11 protein-coding genes are annotated in these 18,380 nt (G+C 47.3%); 9 read left to right on the forward strand and 2 right to left on the reverse strand.

What is annotated here, in order from left to right:
• Positions 1-18 precede the first annotated feature (18 nt).
• The 4 genes from M1D30_RS02440 to M1D30_RS02455 all read left to right on the forward strand — a co-directional run bounded on the left by M1D30_RS02440 (position 19) and on the right by M1D30_RS02455 (position 5,440).
• Entirely contained in the window at positions 19-993 is a 975-nt protein-coding gene (locus M1D30_RS02440) for a fimbrillin family protein (RefSeq protein WP_248505892.1), read from the forward strand.
• Positions 994-1,069: 76 nt separating this feature from the next.
• Positions 1,070-1,930, forward strand: coding sequence for a HAMP domain-containing sensor histidine kinase (locus M1D30_RS02445; protein WP_248505893.1), 861 nt, complete (start codon positions 1,070-1,072; stop codon positions 1,928-1,930).
• A gap of 235 nt (positions 1,931-2,165) precedes the next feature.
• Positions 2,166-5,264, forward strand: a complete 3,099-nt coding sequence (locus M1D30_RS02450) for a M60 family metallopeptidase (RefSeq protein ID WP_248505895.1) — start codon at positions 2,166-2,168, stop codon at positions 5,262-5,264.
• Between the two features lie 14 nt (positions 5,265-5,278).
• The gene (locus M1D30_RS02455) at positions 5,279-5,440 is read left to right on the forward strand and encodes a hypothetical protein (RefSeq protein ID WP_248505897.1); all 162 of its coding nucleotides are present in this window, start codon (positions 5,279-5,281) and stop codon (positions 5,438-5,440) included.
• A gap of 42 nt (positions 5,441-5,482) precedes the next feature.
• Here M1D30_RS02455 and M1D30_RS02460 read toward each other — a convergent pair whose 3' ends face one another.
• The gene (locus M1D30_RS02460) at positions 5,483-6,679 is read right to left on the reverse strand and encodes an L-serine ammonia-lyase, iron-sulfur-dependent, subunit alpha (protein ID WP_248505899.1); all 1,197 of its coding nucleotides are present in this window, start codon (positions 6,677-6,679) and stop codon (positions 5,483-5,485) included.
• 533 nt (positions 6,680-7,212) lie between these two features.
• On the opposite strand from M1D30_RS02460, the gene M1D30_RS02465 reads away from it, so the two are divergent.
• The 5 genes from M1D30_RS02465 (at position 7,213) to M1D30_RS02485 (ending at position 16,347) form a co-directional block, all read left to right on the forward strand.
• Positions 7,213-9,585 carry a hypothetical protein gene (locus M1D30_RS02465; RefSeq protein ID WP_248505901.1) on the forward strand — a complete coding sequence of 791 codons (2,373 nt, stop codon included), beginning with the start codon at positions 7,213-7,215 and terminating at the stop codon, positions 9,583-9,585.
• Between the two features lie 16 nt (positions 9,586-9,601).
• Positions 9,602-10,816, forward strand: a complete 1,215-nt coding sequence (locus tag M1D30_RS02470; RefSeq protein WP_248505903.1) for a hypothetical protein — start codon at positions 9,602-9,604, stop codon at positions 10,814-10,816.
• A 255-nt stretch (positions 10,817-11,071) separates the two neighbouring features.
• Positions 11,072-13,429 carry a hypothetical protein gene (locus M1D30_RS02475; RefSeq protein WP_248505904.1) on the forward strand — a complete coding sequence of 786 codons (2,358 nt, stop codon included), beginning with the start codon at positions 11,072-11,074 and terminating at the stop codon, positions 13,427-13,429.
• Positions 13,430-13,438: 9 nt separating this feature from the next.
• Positions 13,439-14,671, forward strand: a complete 1,233-nt coding sequence (locus tag M1D30_RS02480) for a two-component regulator propeller domain-containing protein (RefSeq protein ID WP_248505906.1) — start codon at positions 13,439-13,441, stop codon at positions 14,669-14,671.
• Positions 14,672-14,805: 134 nt separating this feature from the next.
• The gene (locus M1D30_RS02485) at positions 14,806-16,347 is read left to right on the forward strand and encodes a glycoside hydrolase (protein WP_248505909.1); all 1,542 of its coding nucleotides are present in this window, start codon (positions 14,806-14,808) and stop codon (positions 16,345-16,347) included.
• A gap of 37 nt (positions 16,348-16,384) precedes the next feature.
• Here the strand turns inward: M1D30_RS02485 and M1D30_RS02490 are convergent, their stop codons facing one another.
• On the reverse strand, positions 16,385-18,340 hold the full coding sequence (locus M1D30_RS02490; protein ID WP_248505912.1) for a PP2C family protein-serine/threonine phosphatase: 1,956 nt from the start codon (positions 18,338-18,340) through the stop codon (positions 16,385-16,387).
• Between the last annotated feature and the right edge of the window lie 40 nt (positions 18,341-18,380).

The raw sequence follows: 18,380 nt of genomic DNA on the forward strand, positions 1-18,380 counted from the left end.
ACGAAAAACGTGAGAACTATGAAAAAGTATTTTATCCTTGCTGCTGTTGCCATGACAATGGTGGCCTGCAACAATGACGAGACCATGAAAAGTGAGCAACCAAGTCAGGAAACAAGTGCCATGCGTTTTGAAGCCAGTGTGAGCAGTCTTGGAACAACACAGGGCAGCAGAACATCCTTCCGTGCCGGACAAGCCGTGCAATCAACGGCCTTTGATGCTGGCGAGGAAATTAATGTGGAGCGCACAGATGCCAGTACAAGTACTTTGACGTCTGCCATCTATGTGACGGAGACTGCCGAAGCTGGTGTGAATGCCCTGACCCTAAAGGATGGTCAGACGGCGCTGCTGTGGCCTGCCACAGGAACGGTGAACATCGATGCTTACTATCCCTCGACGATTACCAGTGCTGTTACTAGTTTCTCTGTACAGGAGAATCAGTCAACAGATGCTAATTATAAGGCCAGCGACCTGATGTATGCAACGAACATTCCTACACAGGCAAAGACAGCAAACAACGCTGCTGTGGGCCTGACGTTCAATCATGCGCTGACAAAGATTATTGTTAACCTGTCGGCTAAGAATGGCGGCGGCGTGAGCGCAAATGATATTGCAAACTGTATCATCACACTGCATGCCAAGAAGACGGCAACAATCGTTAAAGGCGTGGTGACTCCGATTAAGGTAAGTGAAGTGGTGACAGACTATACCACCAGTGCTGCTTCAACCATCACCATGGGTACAGGTGCTGCCGTGGCTGCCATCATCGTGCCTCAGCTCTATGATTATGATGCCGCAGCGCTTGACTTCATCACGATTACTACGGCCGGTGGTCATGCCATCACCTATCAGCTGACAGCCGACAAACTTTTTGAGCCCGGCAAGGTTTACACCTATAACCTCAGCGTGAGTATGCAGGCTATCGAGTTGCAGTCGACCACCATTACGAACTGGGTAGAGGGTACTGGTGCAACCGACGATACCCTGGTTATCTAAGAAATAGTAATATCACACACTCTTATCCCCGCTGCCCTATTCGGCGGCGGGGATTATAAACAAAAGAATAATGTCTATGGATGAGGATAATTTCTTACTTCTGAACATACTGGGACTGATGCTGATAGCAGCCCTCAGCATAGGACTCACGGCCCTTTACTGGCGCCGCATACTGAAACGCATACGCAGGTCGTCGCATCAGGAGAAGATGAGGAGACTGGTGGACAGCAGGCGTGCGGAGCAGAGGGCACGACTGAAGGCTGAGTTCACCATCAATATCCTGCAGGAGGTGCAGACACTGCAGGTGGGACTGGACAGTTATCTGAAACTGTTTGCCGACCCAGACATGAGCATTCCTCCCAATGTGTGGGAGCGCACCAGTCGGTTGCTGCAGCGCAGGGCGGCACAGATGCAGGCCATGGTGGACGGTGCACTGGTGGTGATGCAGTATGACGAGCTTCCGGAGGTACCTCATGACGATGTGGTGGAGGTGAATGTGTTTTGCCAGGATGTGTTCAACAGTTGTATGAAATATCTGAGAAACGGCGTGGAAACCAATTTCGAGACGTCGCTGCCCGATGACTATATCATTAAAACCAACATGAGTTGTCTGGACATTCTGCTGCGCTGTCTGATCCTTTGCTCCATGGAATATACCACCAAGGGACATGTCACGCTGAAGGTGATTGCCGACAACACGTGTGGAAAACTGGTGTTTACGCTTAACGATACAGGACTGGGCATTCCCGAGGACACCAAGAACCAGGTGTTCGACCGCCTGCCCTACGACACGGTGGAGAACAAGATAACAGGCTTGCGACTGCGCACCTGTAAGGCTATGGTGCGCCTGCTGGGCGGTGCCATACATGTGGACCCTCGATACGAGGAGGGTACGTCGATGGTATTCTCGATATATGCCGCTGGCCCGGGAGGGTAGGTGGTGTATTGTCTAATTATATTGATTTATGCATATTTTTTACCAAAAGTTAGTTAGTGATTAACTAGGGTATTAGGTTCAATAATAGAATCTTTTTAAACTATCAAAGGCGTTTGATAAGTGTGTCACTGACCCGCGAGGGCCAGTGACATCATTTAAAAGCAAATTCGTTTGGATATGTGGGAGATATTGAATATATTTGCCGCAGAATCTATTAACTATAAAAAACAGCGATATGAAGATGAAACGGGGAATAGCGAAAATGGCAGTGACGTGGTTCCTGCTGATGATGGGACTGCAAGCCGGGGGACAGACGTATCTGACGAGTCTGGACGAGGTGACGACGGGTTACTACAGGGTGTACTCGCTGGCCTACGACATGACCATGGCCATGAGTGAGTCGGCCACGGGCTCGACGAACGTTTATGTGGATACGCCCGACGCCAGCGACTATATGCAGGTGTGGCGCATCGAGGTGGCGGCACGCGGCGAGACCACGCTGACGGTGAGACTGCAGAATGCGGTGACGCAGCGATGGATAAACCGCTCGAGCGGTAATTTCCACACGTGGCCCACGGCCATGACGTTTACGATGAACCTGTCGGCAAAGGGCTTTGCTATTTATAACGGCGGCGGCCTGCATCACCAGCAGAACGGACACGACGTGGTGAGCTGGGATGCCAATGCGGACGCATCGAAATGGCAGTTGGAAGCGGTGACCGTGGACGACGAGGCACTGGCGGCGCAACAGGCCACGTATAATGACTTCATCATGCTGGTGAATAACAAGGCAACCATCACCACGGTACTGGCCACCTATTTCACGGATGCCAGTTGCGGCGAGTTGAGGGATGCCTACAAAGGATATTCGGACGAAGAGTTGACGGCGGCGATGACGGCCAGCGCCCTGCCGCAGGCGGTGATCAACATGGCATTGAAGGTGAAGAACAGTGGCTGGGAGGTGTATCAGGAAGGATGGCGCTATGATGAGCGCACCTTCAGGATTGGCACCTACCGGCCGGTGAGTAAGGCCAGCCAATGGCGGAACCTGGTGGGCGTGGGCTATGCCCTGGCACCTAACAGTGACCCCACGGGCATCGCGGTGAGTGAGGACGAGGTGGTGACGGTGTATGTGAGCGGTGTGCCCAGTGGCGGCACACTGATGCTGCGCAATGTGGCGCGTTATAATGCCACGGGCGACGGCTATACGCTGACGGCGGGCTTCAACGTGCTGAAGATGCAGGCGGAGGGCGTGCTGATGGTGGACTATGAGGTGGACAACACAACCAGCGGTGCGGCACCCTTCACGGCCATGAGCACGTATCCGGATGTAACGATTCACATTGAGGGTGGACAGGTGAATGGCGCCTTTTCTACACTTCGCGGCGATACGGATGACGACTGGCTGGTGATGCAGGAAAAACTGTTTAAGCACTACGACTACCTGCAACTGAGAAACAGGTCGCTGATCTACAACATGAACGCGAGTCGGGTGATGGCGGCCTGTCCGCAGAAGATGACGGAGATGCTGGAACAATGGGACCAGGTGGTGGAGATGGAACATCGGGTGATGGGACTGGACACGGAGTTTTCCGGCTTTTTCAACACACCGATGATGGCGGTGTCTATCAACTACAACTATATGTTTGCCAGTACGTATGGCACGTATTATAACGAGTCGACGCTGAGCGAGGTGATGAGTAACGAGAACCTCTTTGCGGGTGGCAGTCTGTGGGGACCGGCACATGAGATTGGTCATGTGCATCAGGCGAAGATCAACACGATAGGTCAGAGTGAGGTGTCGAACAACCTCTTTTCGAACATCGCTATCTTGGAGAACGGACACCTGACGAGTAGGGCGGAGTATATTCACAAGACATTCGAAAATATGGCCAACGGCGTGTATTGGCTGGACCGTGGCATCTGGGAACGCACGCACTTGTATTTCCAGTTGTATCAGTTCTTCCATGTGCAGGGCTATGCTCCAACTTTCTATCCCGACTTCTTCCATGCGCTGAGGGCCGACCCCACACGACGGGTGCAGAACGTGTTTGTGGATGCAGCGGACGATTACCTGAAGTTCTATAGGAAGGCGTGCGAGGTGAGTGGCTACGACCTGACGGAACTGTTTCAGGCCTATGGCTTCTTTGTGGTGCCCGATTTGGTGGACAAGACCATCGAGGGCGTGACGAAGCAAGTGTTTGAGGTGGGTGACTACGGTACGTTCTACCTGGTGGTGACGCAGGCGATGATTGACGAGGCTATTGCCGCAGTGAAGGCAATGAAGTTGAAGAAGGCCAACGCGGTGTTCATAGAGGACCGCGTGACGGCACCTTTGGCCACCTATACAGGGGCTGCCGAGGGTGCGAAGAAGACGGCCTTCAGCGGCTATCCCATCGGTAAGGGCGATGTGGGACAGTATACGGACTTTGTGCCGACGATACCGGTGCGCGGCTACTCGGTGACGACGACGGAGAACGGCAGTGGCGGACTGGATGTGACCATCGGTCACAGTGGAGCGTCGGGGGCTGTGGGCTTCAAGGTATATGATGCCAGCGGGGCACTGGTGATGCTGTCGAACAGTTACGCGTTTACGATTCCGAAGCCGATATACGACGGTATCAAGGGAACGGCCTTCAGAGTGGTGGCGGCCGGTGCCGACGGCAGGGACTATTTGCTGACGAATGAAGGGCAGAAGTTGGCAGTGGTGATGAACGCACACGGGGTGATGACCTATGCCAGTGACTATGCGCTTGACTTCACCAGCGTGAGTGGACTGACGGCTCATTATGCCAGCGGGTTTTCAAGTAGTGGGCCCGACAGCGGTGTGCTGACGATGACGCAGGCTGCGGAGGTGCCTGCGGGCGAGGGACTGCTGCTGAGAGGGACGGCCGGCGAAAGCTATGACGTGCCCATGATGGCGACGGCGGCACCTCTGGATCCCCAGAATATGATGGTGGGTCTCACCGAGGCCACAACGGTGCAGCGTGTGCAGACTATCGGCAGTGAGGAATATACCTCGTTTATCCTGGCCAAGAAAGGGGATGATATCAACTGGTATCGCCTGGCCGAGGATGCTTATGTGCTGAAGGCCAATAGTGCGTATCTGCCGCTGCGAACGAGTGACGTGTATGTGGGCGGCAGTGCCCGCGAGGTGGTGATGGACTTCGACGGAGGTCATGCCACGGGGATGGATGATGGCAGATGGATGAAGGAAGATGGAATATGGGAGATGGATGATGGTAGATGGTATTCTATGGATGGGGCGCACCTCAGTGGCAGTCCCGTGCGCCATGGGGTATATGTGAAGAATGGTAAGAAGATCGTTATGTGAAAGGAGGAAAGCGTATGAAAAAGAGATATATGTGTCCGGTGATGCAGGTGGTGCTTCTGAACCACCAACAGCAACTGCTGGCTGGCAGTGGCGGCGACAGGGTTCATGGTGGCGGTGATGCGTCGGGAAGTGAGCAGTTGAGCCGCTCGTTTGACGGATGGGATGAGGATGAATGAATTTGTAACCACTGCCGGCGACACCGTCTTCTCATTTTAAGATTATTCCTCGTATTTCAATGCTAGTCCGCCCTGGCTGGTTTCCTTGTAGAGTGATGGCAGGTCGTGACCAGTGCGCTTCATCACCTGCACCACATGGTCGAACGATATGCGATGGGTGCCATCTGAGGTGATGGCATAGAGAATCGAGTCGGCTGCACGTGCAGCAGCGAAGACATTCCGTTCGATGCAGGGAATCTGAACGAGTCCGCAGATGGGGTCGCACGTCATGCCAAGATGATGCTCCAGTCCCATCTCGGCTGCATATTCTATCTGACTGGGACTGCCCCCACAGAGTTGACAGCCTGCGGCAGCCGCCATGGCGCAGGCCACGCCCACCTCGCCCTGGCATCCCACCTCGGCACCACTGATGCTGGCGTTCTGCTTAACCACATTGCCAAAGAGTCCGGCCGTGGCAAGGGCTCTCAGGATGCGCTGTTCAGAGAAGGCGTATTGGTGGAAATACTGATAGAGCGTGGCAGCCACCACGCCGCAGGAACCACAGGTGGGTGCCGTGACGATGGTGCCACCTGATGCGTTCTCTTCGATCACTGCCAGGGCATAGGCATACAGCATGCCACGCGATTTAAGTGGCTCGCGAAAGTCCTGCGCCTTCTGATAGGTGGAAGCCGCCTTGCGTGGCAGCCCCAGCGGCCCAGGCACAGAACCTTCTGCGTCCAGACCTCGCTCCACGGCGTCCTGCATCGTGGCCCACACCTCTCTCAGATAATCCCATATCTCTGGGCCTTCGCATTGTTCTACGTACTCCCAGTAACAGCGTCCATTCTGCTTGCACCATTCAAGGATGTCCTTAATCTTGTTCATCTCGTATACCTCAGCACCAGCATCCACCATATCGCTGTCCGGCTTTCCCTCAGAGAGTGCGCCTCCTCCCACGCTATACACAGTCCATGGGTCGCCGTCGTCGGCCGTGAATATCATGCCGTTGGGATGAAAAGGAAGTGTTATCCTGGGTTTCCAGATGATCTCCACTGGAGCAATCTTGCTGAGTACATTGATGATGGCAATGTCGGTCAGGTGACCCTTGCCTGTTGCTGCCAGACTGCCATAGAGGGTTACTTCAAAACACTTTGCTTCAGGGTGACGTTCGGCGTAGATCTGCGCCGCTTTTGCTGGTCCCATCGTATGACTGCTTGATGGGCCTTTCCCAATACGGAATAGTTCTCTGAGTGATTTCATATGGGTTCAAATAAAAAAATAAAGTGCAAATTTACGAAACACCACTCGCACGGCCATGCATCGTATTTGTGTTTTTTGTTAGAGATGTAGGACTGCTGATAACTTGTTAGTAAACGGATACTAAAAAGATGAATAGTATCAATAATCCTGCTCTTTTCTTTCTGATTTGTCAGAAGATAGCGCTGAAGGGATTTAACAGATTTGTTTGTTTAAACATTGTTAATTCTTCATCATTAATTCGCGATTTATTTGGAAGATATCTGTTTAATTTATATATTTGCAACACATAAACATAAAACATTAAATACAAGCTTAATAATTATAACAACTTAAAAAAACTAGCAAGATGCAAAATAAAAGTTATCTTCCATTTGCCATTCTTTGGGCAACACTTTTACAGTATGCCAGAACTAGAAAAAGTTGGTTTAGCCTATAAAGAGGCATAAATCTTTAAAAAAACAAACCGTTTATGTTGGTGATAAGATAAAATATTATCTTCCTTAAAATAGTTCATCATAAATCTTTGCTTTCTTATGAAAAAGTTTTTTTATCTCATTTCTCTAGTTGCTTTGTTCTCAATAGAATTAAAAGCACAGTATTCAAATCTAGAAGTAGAACGTGATAATCAACTAAGACTCTCGAAAATAGAGAGTACCAGTTTAGTACAAAACAACGTGACTACACAAGTTAATAATGGAAGACCAGAAACAGTTTTTTCAGTAACTGTTTCTGATTCTGGAATTTATCATATTAGTTTTTGGCTCATGGGTGTGAGGCATCTGAATGGTACTTTTTCAAAATATATGTTAAAGGTTGATAATGATTCTGTAGACCAAGTGATAACGAATAAGGGAGATTGGAGTACTTATTATCCTTCGAGCCATGAAGGTATATTTCTTGAAGAAGGAACGCATCAAATTAGTTTGGTGGGATCAATCAATGATACACCTAATGCAGAGCGTATTAAAAAAGAGACAACAATTAATTCGTTCAAACCAATACCAATATATCAGTCAGATGCTTATAAATATAATTTAAGGAAATCTCATGATAATTCAATTATTGAAGATCACTTCACTTTTCTTGACACCTTGTGTAGTAATTATAGAGAACTTAACTACAAATACCTTGGCGATGATCTATATCCTCCGATGAAATATCATGCAGAATTGAACAAAGACGTGTTTTATTCATTCTTCCGTCTTGAATATTTCGTCAAGGGACAGATTGTAAATATCCAGACAAGTGGAACAAATATAGATCATGTTTTGAACTTATTTAGCAAAGATTCTCCAGATTGTTTCTCATTGGTTGCTATGTCAAACTCTATGGGTAGTGCATGCTTAAACGGTGTTCAAATTCCACAAAGTGGCTTTTATTATGTCTTATTACGCACGAGTAATCCTTCACAATACGGCACTTGTAATTTATGTATAAACGACGATAAATTCTTTGATAACGTCCCCATTTGTTGTTCTGCAACACCTGTACAGCATGCGAAAAGTGACTATGTTTATTGTAACTTTGCTATTTGTAATAATGGAGATCCCTTTATTTGTCTGATTGATGATAATGGATGTGTATGTACTTACAACGATGATTATCCATATGATTCTGTTCAATCTGATTTCGATTGGGGGCATAATTCTCGAATTGACTCTCATTTGTCTCTTAACAACTGGCTTTTTACCACCACAAAGTCATACCCAATTTCTATAGTTCAGAAATGTGATGTTTATACAGGATGTAGGAAAGGCTCCTTTGCTAAACACTATTTTGAAAACTTGAAAGATAATGATGTGATTTTCTCTTCAGAGACCCAAACTGAAGTTGATTTGAATTTCTACAATTGTATCTCGTGGAGTGCAGGTGTTTGGATGGAATGGTATAATCCATTTGACAGGATTGAAGATTTTGATGATTTCTATGCAAATTATGGTTACTCGCGCACGAATTCCAGTTCACAAGCTGTTATTGATGTGTGGGAAAGAAATGGTGAATTCCAACACGCATCAGTAAAATCAAAAGGACATCAATATGCTGCAGGTTATGATTGGGAAAGTAAAGATGGCGGATGGCATAGATTTTTCCATCCTCGTTATGCAATTCGTACCGACGATTATTATGGAGATGTAGTTGCGTATTATAAAAAAAATTATGATTTCCAACAATATTTAGAACCAGGTCCCATACAAAGTTTTTCTTTCTCAGATTCTGAAATGGCAAAAATTGATGATGGAATAAAAAGAATTCCTGATAGCGTTGAGAAAAACTTTTGGAATCTTTATAATAATTATCAAAATGACAGTACTATTATTCATTTAAGTGATACACGTCATTTTGATAGAGCACAAGGATATAATGATTTGCTTAATTTCTGTGTGAGTAATCCCTGCGTAGTAAATTACTTATATAAGGAGGTGTCTAAGAGAAGTATATATCCAATGAAACTCCTACAGGATTTAGCAGAACGGAAGTATTCAGGATTGTTGACTACTACCAGGGATACTTATAAACGTATATGCAAAAAAAGAAATAGCAACACGCCTCTTAGCGTACAAGTTGAAGGAATTCTTTTGTCAAAGGTACTTCTTGGAGGGATGACCTCTCCTGAAGAGATGGAACGCATGATTGATAGTCGTTTGGAATTGTGTAGTAGAAATTCTTTATCTACTAACATACAAGGACATTCTGTTAATGTTTCTTTAGAATTAGAAGAGAAATCAAATGTCAGACTGTTTTTAATTAACTTAAACACGTTTGAAAAGAAAGAGATTCTACGGAATCACGTACTTGAATCGGGGCAACATAACTTCCCGCTTACAGTTAATGAACCTGGTTTTTATTCCGTTTGTGTAATTGCAAATGGAGGCTATTACGAAAAGAAAATCAAAATAAATTATTAAATAAAACGTTGCTTTTATGAGAAAACAATTGGTATTAATTCTTTTGATGGCATGTCCCTTTATGGCAGTCCATGCAACCCATTATCCTGTAGCAACAGTTCATTCTGTGAAATGCATTGAGCATAACGACACAAGCATTTATGTTCTGATGCCTGAGGGAATAGAGGTGATAAATAAGGTTACAGGCAGAAAGACTGTCTATAAAAAGGAGACAGGCTACTTCGTGGACCAATGGAATGCCATAGAACAGTCTGGCACCAATTTGAACAGTGTGGGACAGAATGCTTTGGCCGTGGCGCACAACACCATTTGGGTGGGCGGCAACGACGGTGTGCTGACCAGAATCCACGACGGCATAGCTGATACTACGAGGCATTATCTTGACTTGTCGCTCTTGGGCGATGGTGAGGATCTATGGCCCATAGGCATTGAGAGTTTGGTGATCGATCAAAATGGAACGGCAGTCATTGGCGGCACAAACTGTATATCGGCTATCTATCCCTCTGGCGAGAAGCAAACGCTTATCTTTCCAAAAGACCACTATGGTACTCAGGTGTGGAAGATGGTGATAGATTCCAAAGAGGATATTTGGATATCGTGCATGGACTCTGGCTTTGGAAATGGTCTGATGAAGTATCATGTTGGTGGAGAACTGCAGGTTGTTAGTGACAGAGATAATCCAGACTTACCATATAAGAGTGGTTATGTCAAGGGCATGACAATTGATAACGACGGTTATCTGTGGTTTGCCAGCAGTCACAATGATGATAACGGATGGAGAGCGAAGCTGTTGAAGTATGATGGCAGCAACTATGCAAGTTACGATGTGGGAGCAAGTAATAATGTACCTGCCTCTGTGGAATGCGATGGTCAAAGCAGAATCTGGTTCCTTCCTACACTTGGCGACAAAACCAAATACGAACAATATTCCAAGGGTCCTCTTTGCTGCTTTGACCATGGCGTGATAACTCGCTATGAATGGGATGTGGAGACAGGATACTGCTATTGCGTGGATGTGGATGGCGACTCCGTTTATATTGGCACAGACAATGGCGTGTTGGTGTTCTCTGATGGCTCGTTCCACTGGCTAAATGATACAGAAGCAGGTGTCTCAGAGCCAACAGTAAACAAGAGCATGCCATCACAAACCTACGACCTCCAAGGCCGTCGCCTCAATGCAGAGCCCAAGCATGGGGTGTATATCCAGAATGGGAGGAAGGTGATGAAATAAGAAACAAAACGAAAGAGGCGTTTCTACTTGCCTCTTTCGTTTTGTTTTAAGACATTTTGTTCAAACACCAAGTCTATGAAAGTAAAGAAAGATTTTTGGCCATCACTAACGCCTATGATTTCTTTATGTCATTTGTTTAAACATTGTTAATTCTTCATCATTAACATGGGGATTGCTTGGAGAGTATCAGATAAAAGTATAAATTTGCAATAAAAATATATAACTCCATAAATATTAACTAAAAACATGTTTTTCATGAATCGTGTTTTCGTTTCCTCGATACTGTTGGTCCTGTTCCTTTTGACAGCCAACGCTCAAGAGATGAGTCCAGATGCAGGAACCAACGGCCAATTTGAATGGCCATCAATAGACCATAATACATTGACCCAAAATGGCGTTACGACACGACTCGTAAATGGAAGGCCAGAAACAACGTTTTCTGTAACGGCATCGGCATCGGCCACTTATCCAGTTGACTTCTGGCTTATGGGCGTAAGGCATAGCAATGGAACATGTTCAAAGTACATGCTGAAGGTGGATAACGACTCTGTTGGAGAGATTCTCACTGACAGGGGCGACTGGTATTCTTATCAGCATGCTATCTACCTGAGTGAGGGCGACCATCAAATCAGTCTTGTTGGCACCCTTGACGATGTGCCGAATGCAGAGCATGTGAGTAAAGGTAAGACCGTTATTACCTTCAAAGAACGATTGAATTCCGACACAGTCAGATATGCCCAAAGAAAGAATCACCAGAAACTGATAGAAGAAGAAAATGCGTCATTTCTCGAGGACTCGCTGTCGAGGGACTATCGTGTGATTAACTTCAATTTCAATGATGACGCACTGAAAGATACAATTCGACCCTCCACCGAATACAATGCCGAGCTCAACAAACAAGTGTTCTACTCTTTCTTCCGACTTGAGTATTTTCATGAAGGTCAGCATGTGAGTATGCGAACAAGTGGAACCACACTTAGCCACGCATTGAATCTGTTTAGCATGGACGACCCATCTGTGCTGTCAAGAGTCGCCGTATCAGGACAAGCGGGTGAGGCATTGCTAAGCGTAGACATACCCCAGAGTGGTTTCTATTATGTCCTTTTACGTACAACCGACCCGTCAGAGTTTGGAACCTGCAATCTGTGCATTAACGAAGACAAGTGCTTTGACAATGTGCCTATATGCAGCTCCTCAACAGTGATACAGCATCCTTTCACAGGGCTCCCTTGTTGCTATTTTGCCGTCAGTAAAAATGGCGATCCATTTATCTGCCTGATGGGAGAGGACGACCGTGTGGATGCCCACAACGACGATTATCCCTTTAATCCAGGAAAGTCCAATTACAATTGGGGCAAGAATGCTCGCATCAACAGGCCTTCAGGACAAAAAGGATGGCTGTTTACGACAACAAAGTCATATCCCTGTCAGAGACTTCCGAAGTGTGATATCTATGTGGAATGTAGAAGTGCAGGAGTTGATACGATTAAATATCCAAATTTAAAGCCTGATGATGCGATTACTTCTCATTCTCCGTCGTATCTGTCAGAGTATTATAATTGCATCTCGTGGAGTGTTGGCGTATGGCGAGAATGGATTCAACCCATGGATAACAAAGAAAAATTTGATTCGTTTTATGCTCAATATGGTTATTGTCCAACAAATTCTGAATCATCTGCAACGATTGATATATGGATGAATAACGATGGTGACATTCATGCATCTGTAAAATCAAAGGGACACAAATATTCTGCCGGATATGATTGGGAAAGCAAAATGGGACAAGGCATTAGACTTTTCCATCCTCGGAATGCCTTCCAAGGAGGAAAGTATGAAAAGGTTGTTGCGTATTACATGAAGGATAATAATATGGTTGTCCCATATCCAGGACCTGGTCCTGTTCTTGATTTCTCGTTTTCAGAATCAGAAATGACGCAAATTGACAATGGAATCAAGAAGATTCCAAACAATGTAAAGGATTTGTTCTGGAAAATGTATAATGATTATCAGAATGATAGTTCTATTATGTATTTAAGCGATGCTCGAGACTTTGACAGAGCGCGAGTTTACAAGACATTGCTTAACTATTGCATTAATAATCCTATCGTTATTAATTTCCTATACAAAGAGGCAAGTAAAAGAAGTGTCCTTCCTTTTAAATTATTGCAAGATTTAGCTGCAAGAATACACCCGGAGCTGGAGTCCTACGTGGAGGAATCATGTAAACACGTATGTGACAATGGGAAAGGAATAACTTCACTAAACGTTCAGGCTATGGAAATTCTATTGTCAAAAGCGCTGTTGGCGGGTGTTACTTCTTTAAAAGAAGTAGAAGATATCGCACAAAAGAACGTTTCCCAGCGTGAAATGATTTCCTTGTCTGTTACAGTACAAGAACAAACAGCCCATGTGTCCTTTGTTCTAAGTGAGAAGTCTGAAGTAAGTTTGATGTTGGTTGACTTGAACAGTTTTGAGAAGAAGGATATTATTAAGTCTCAGACACTTGAACCTGGCAAGCAAAGCGTCACCTTCCCAATAGAGAAATTTGGCTTATACTCTATTGGTCTTATTATAAATGGAGGACTTTATGATAAGAAATTCAAAGTTGAATAATAATGTACTATGATTATGAGAAAATATCTGTTACTTGCTCTTTTGACAGCTACTTCTTTTATTGGATTGCAGGCCAGGCATTATCCTGTCGTGACCATTCATTCAGTGAAATGCATTGAGCACAATGATACAAGCATCTACATCCTTATGCAGAAAGGTGTTGAGGTTATCAATAAATCAACAGGCAAAAGAACAGTCTATGATTTGTCGACTGGCTATTTTGAAGAGCAGCGTGATGTTTACGAAATCACGAGACCTTATGGAGGTATCGGTCTGAACGCCTTGGCAATAAGGCCAGACACCATCTGGGTGGGTAGCAATGATGGCGTATTGACCAGCATTACTGATGGCAGGGCTGACACTACTGTGCATTATGCAAACCTTGATGAAAACAAGGTGAATGATTTAATATGGCCAATAGGCATAAACAGTATTGTCTTTGATTCAAACGGAACCATGGTTATAGGCGGAGATAATTGTATTTCCGTTATCTACCGCTCAGGAGAGGAACAGACGTTGGTTTTTCCAAGTTGTGACTCTGGAAACGAAATATGGCAGATGGTGGTAGACCACAATGATGATATTTGGATATCTTCCATAGATGCTGGAAGTGGCAATAGTCTGATGAGATATCACGTAGGAGGTGACTTGGAGGTTGTTAGCCACAGAAACGCGCCCTTTAGTTCTAAGGGTGTCTCTGGCATGACCTTTGACAATGATGGGAATTTGTGGTTTGGCAGTACTCATCATGACACAATTGACAATGGGGAAATCGTAGTTAGAGCCAAATTGCTGAAATACGATGGTCATAACTATGCGAGTTATGATGTTGGTACAGGGTGGGAAACGCCCATATCCGTGAAATGTGATAGTCAAGGACGAATCTGGTTCTTGCCACGAGCTCGTACTGACTATAGTAGCCTGATTGGCCAGTGTTATTCCAAAGGTCCCCTTTGCTGTTTCGACCATGGTGTGATAACCCGCTATGAATGGGATGTGGAGACAGGATACTGCTATTGCGTGGATGTGGATAGCGACTCCGTCTATATTGGCACAGACAATGGTGTGTTGGTGTTCTCTGATGGCTCATTCCACTGGCTGAATGACACTGAAGCAGGCGTTTCAGAGCCAACCGTAAACAAGAGCATATCATCACCAACCTTCGACCTCCAGGGCCGCCCCATTCAAGGCTCGCCCAAGCATGGGGTGTATATCCAGAATGGGAAGAAGGTGATGAGGTGAGAGAGAAGCATTAAATATACACACCGATAGGACAAAAGTATACAAAAAGGCGGCAGGAAAGCAAAAACCACTTTCTTGTCGCCTCTTTGTTTCTTTTTTTTGTACCTTTGCAGCAAAATCTCAATAATAAACCAATGAAACGATTACTACTTTCATCCATCCTTGGATTGGCAATGGCAACGACTGCTCAGGCAGCTACGGTTACCGTTACAGTGAAAGATACGCGCTATCAGACCGTCACAGGTTTTGGCGCAGCCTGCTGTGATGGCGCTATGTGTCCCTTCGGCACAGACACAAACCCAGTGAAACTGCTCTATGGTCCTACGTCGAAGATTGGACTGAACATTATGCGTATGGAGATTTCGCCCAACTTCGTTGGCGATGTGGTGGTGCCTGAATGGAACAACTACGATACACCCTACGACTGGAAGGGCTCGCTGCCCTCGGCCAAGATTGTGAAGCAGCGTGGCGGCATCGTGTTTGGCACACCATGGTCGCCTCCAGGAGAATACAAAACGAACGGATCGGCGCAGGGTGGCAACGCTGACGATCAGGGTAATATTCGCGCTGAGTTACGCGAGGACTGCTATGGCAAGTTCTTCCCTTGGCTCAACACCTTCCTGGCCTATATGAAGAAGAATGGTGTGAATGTGGATGCTGTGTCGATTCAGAACGAGCCTGACTGGTGGGTGAACTACTCTGGATGTCTGTATACACCTGAGCAGCAGTTGAAGCTGGTGAAAGAGAATGCCCACATGCTGGATCGTGAGACCTATCCTGGCGTGCGACTGATCAGTGCCGAGCCCTTGGGTTTCGACCCCAAATACAGTAATAAACTGCTCAACGATACCACTGCCCGTAAGTATATCGACATCATTGCGGGCCACCTCTATGGACATCCACCCTTGGGCAATATGAGGAGTGCCAACACTGCGGCATCGAAATATGGCAAGGAGGTGTGGATGACGGAGCACTCTGTGTCGGACAATATCCAGAACCGACTGCCCACATGGCATGAGCAACTGCTCTTTGCTGAGGAGCTTAACGAGTGTATGCTCTCTGGCTGCACAGGTTATATCTATTGGTATATGCGTGCCCACTGGGCTTTCGTGAGTACTGGCGAGGCGAAGTATGGCGCTGAGAACAAGGTGAAGAACAGGCTGTTGCCGCGTGCCTTCGTAATGTCGCACTTCTCGAAGTATGTCACAGGCTCTACGCGTCTGGCCACTACACCCACGATGAATCCTAACACGCAGGAGGCTCCCAAGGAGTATTCTGCCTATGTCAAGGACGACACCACGCTGATTGTGATGGCTATTGACACCACCAAGACGGCCTACGACATGAAGTTGAAGTTGCCTTTCTACGTGAAGAGTGGTAAGCATATCCTGTCGACAGGCAACGAGACTGACAGTCTTTGTCAGGAGCGCCCCATAACCATTGATATGCCTACGAAGGAACTGGTGGTGAAGATGCCTGCGCGCAGTCTGAATACTTATATCTTTACCATCGACCCAGGTGCCGCAGCCATCAACGAAGTGGCCGAGAAGCAAGAAAAAAAGGCCACCGTAGTGGCCTATTACGACTTGCATGGACGTCGCTTGGATTCGCCTCGTGGACTCTGTGTGGAACGTATGTCTGACGGCTCCTCCAAGGTTGTCTACATGAAAGACTGAAAATTGTAGTATTGTAGTATATTAGTGATTGCTCAACTCAGTTCAATGAGATACAGAGCATGGTAAGGTCATCGCTGGGAATTGCATCCTGGCGATGATTTTTCACCTCTGTTTCCAGTCGCTCAATAATCTGCTTTGTAGATGCGAAGCGGTTATCGCGCAGAATGCTGAGCATGTGGTCGTCGCCCAACTGCTGCTGCTCTGGGTTCTCGGCCTCGTTCAGTCCATCGGTATATACCAGCAGTTGCTGACCCTTGATGGTGTCAATCTCCTCGCCGATATACTCGAGGTCGGGCCACAGGCCGATGGGGGCGTTCGACTCCATCTCAAGGAAATGGGCATCCTGGGTGCCACAGCCAATGACGGGGGGATTGTGGCCTGCATTACAGAAATGGAGATGACCCGTCTGCATGTCGAGTCGACCTACGAACATGGTGACAAACATGCCGTTTACGTTGTCCTCGCCTGATAGTTCCTTGTTCATGATGGTACAGATCTCGGCTGGCATTAGGGCCTCGTCGGCCAGGGTGTGGAACAGGCGGGTGACCTGCGCCATGAACAGGGAGGCAGGAATGCCTTTGCCTGACACGTCGCCAACAGCAAAATAGAGTTTGTTGTCGATGATGACATAACCGTAAAGATCACCACCCACCTCTTTGGCAGGCTCCATCAGAGCGTGCATGTCGAGTCCGTTGTGCTGTGGGAACACGTGGGGCACCATTGACATCTGGATATCGCGGGCAATACGTAACTCGTTCTCGATACGCTCCTGAACGGCTTTTACCTCGGCCAGTCGGCGACTGTGACGGCGGTTGCGGATGGTGTAGGTGATGAAGAAGCCAATGACCAGTACGAGGAAGATGGAGAGTCCCCAGGTGCGCTGCAGGATGATGCGCTCCTCCTGCTCAATGATCTTTTCCTCTTTCTTCAGCGAGGCATAGATATGGCCCAGCTTACTGCCCTCGTCGTGCATGTAGTTGGTGAGGGTGGAGTCGAGTGTCTCGCAGATCTTGGTGGCCTGCACCAGGGCTGAGTCGCGACAGCCGGCGTGGAGGTTGGCCTCGAATTTTGGCAGATAGTACTCGTGAATCCAGTCGAGCGAGATGCTGGGACTATAAACGGCCAAGGCCTTGTCCAGCGACTGGAACATCACGGCGGCCTCTCTGTAGCGATGGTTGGCCGACAGATAGAACGCACGGTTGATGCGGCCGATGATGGTGTGGGCCATGTCACTCTTCAGGTAGTTGCTATAGGCCTCGGCTGCCTCTTCTGGGCGACCCAGGTTCTCCATGGCAATCGCCTTACAGATTTGCGCGCCAGCCAGATAGCCTTCAACATACTGGGTTGTGATATGTGGCATGTTCTTGAACTCGGCCGAATTATAATAGGCCTCGGCTGTGTCCTCGCAGCGCTTCACCCAGGGCAGCACACGCTCGTACTCGCCGCTGGTGGTATAGGCACGGATGATAATCTCGAACAGCTCGAAATGGCGTGGATACCATTCTGCCTGGCGCAGTACGCTCGACTGCATGTCGCACGAGAGCTGGTAGAACTCCTGGAATTGCTTTTCTGCCTCGTCGTAATCGCCTGTGGCCACCATGCCATCGCCAATAAAGGTGCCCAGGCGAATGTAGCTCTCAAGTGCCATCTGGTCGGTCTGTGCCTCTTCGAGCGTGAAGCGCTGAAGGGCATCGATGGCTGTGAGCATGGACTTCTCAATATGTCCCTGATAGCGTTGGATCATGGTCAGCTCGGAAGCTGCGTTTATCTGGAACAAACGCTCCAGCGAGTCTTCTGAACCATCCTTTAGTATTTCCTGGAAGATGGGAACGGCTGTGTTGAACTTGTGATACTTGCTGCACAGAGCGAAGGCATGATAGAACTTCCTGCACAGGTCGGAAATCTCGCCAGCCTCGTACAGACTGTCGCCACGCTGTTCCATCTTGTCGTTGTCGTAGGGTTTTAACAAGGTATAGACGATGTCATCTTTCATTTGGTAGTCTTGATTGTGCTGGCACGAGGTGCTGAGGGTC

The sequence above is a fragment of the Prevotella sp. E15-22 genome (assembly GCF_023204875.1).
GTDB lineage: Bacteria > Bacteroidota > Bacteroidia > Bacteroidales > Bacteroidaceae > Prevotella.

What these genes read in the sequence shown, in the direction of transcription:
- M1D30_RS02440 (WP_248505892.1), top strand. Translation starts at nt 19, where the DNA reads ATGAAAAAGTATTTTATCCTTGCTGCTGTTGCCATGACAATGGTGGCC.
- M1D30_RS02445 (WP_248505893.1), top strand. Translation starts at nt 1,070, where the DNA reads ATGGATGAGGATAATTTCTTACTTCTGAACATACTGGGACTGATGCTG.
- M1D30_RS02450 (WP_248505895.1), top strand. Translation starts at nt 2,166, where the DNA reads ATGAAGATGAAACGGGGAATAGCGAAAATGGCAGTGACGTGGTTCCTG.
- M1D30_RS02455 (WP_248505897.1), top strand. Translation starts at nt 5,279, where the DNA reads ATGAAAAAGAGATATATGTGTCCGGTGATGCAGGTGGTGCTTCTGAAC.
- M1D30_RS02460 (WP_248505899.1), bottom strand. Translation starts at nt 6,679, where the DNA reads ATGAAATCACTCAGAGAACTATTCCGTATTGGGAAAGGCCCATCAAGC.
- M1D30_RS02465 (WP_248505901.1), top strand. Translation starts at nt 7,213, where the DNA reads ATGAAAAAGTTTTTTTATCTCATTTCTCTAGTTGCTTTGTTCTCAATA.
- M1D30_RS02470 (WP_248505903.1), top strand. Translation starts at nt 9,602, where the DNA reads ATGAGAAAACAATTGGTATTAATTCTTTTGATGGCATGTCCCTTTATG.
- M1D30_RS02475 (WP_248505904.1), top strand. Translation starts at nt 11,072, where the DNA reads ATGAATCGTGTTTTCGTTTCCTCGATACTGTTGGTCCTGTTCCTTTTG.
- M1D30_RS02480 (WP_248505906.1), top strand. Translation starts at nt 13,439, where the DNA reads ATGATTATGAGAAAATATCTGTTACTTGCTCTTTTGACAGCTACTTCT.
- M1D30_RS02485 (WP_248505909.1), top strand. Translation starts at nt 14,806, where the DNA reads ATGAAACGATTACTACTTTCATCCATCCTTGGATTGGCAATGGCAACG.
- M1D30_RS02490 (WP_248505912.1), bottom strand. Translation starts at nt 18,340, where the DNA reads ATGAAAGATGACATCGTCTATACCTTGTTAAAACCCTACGACAACGAC.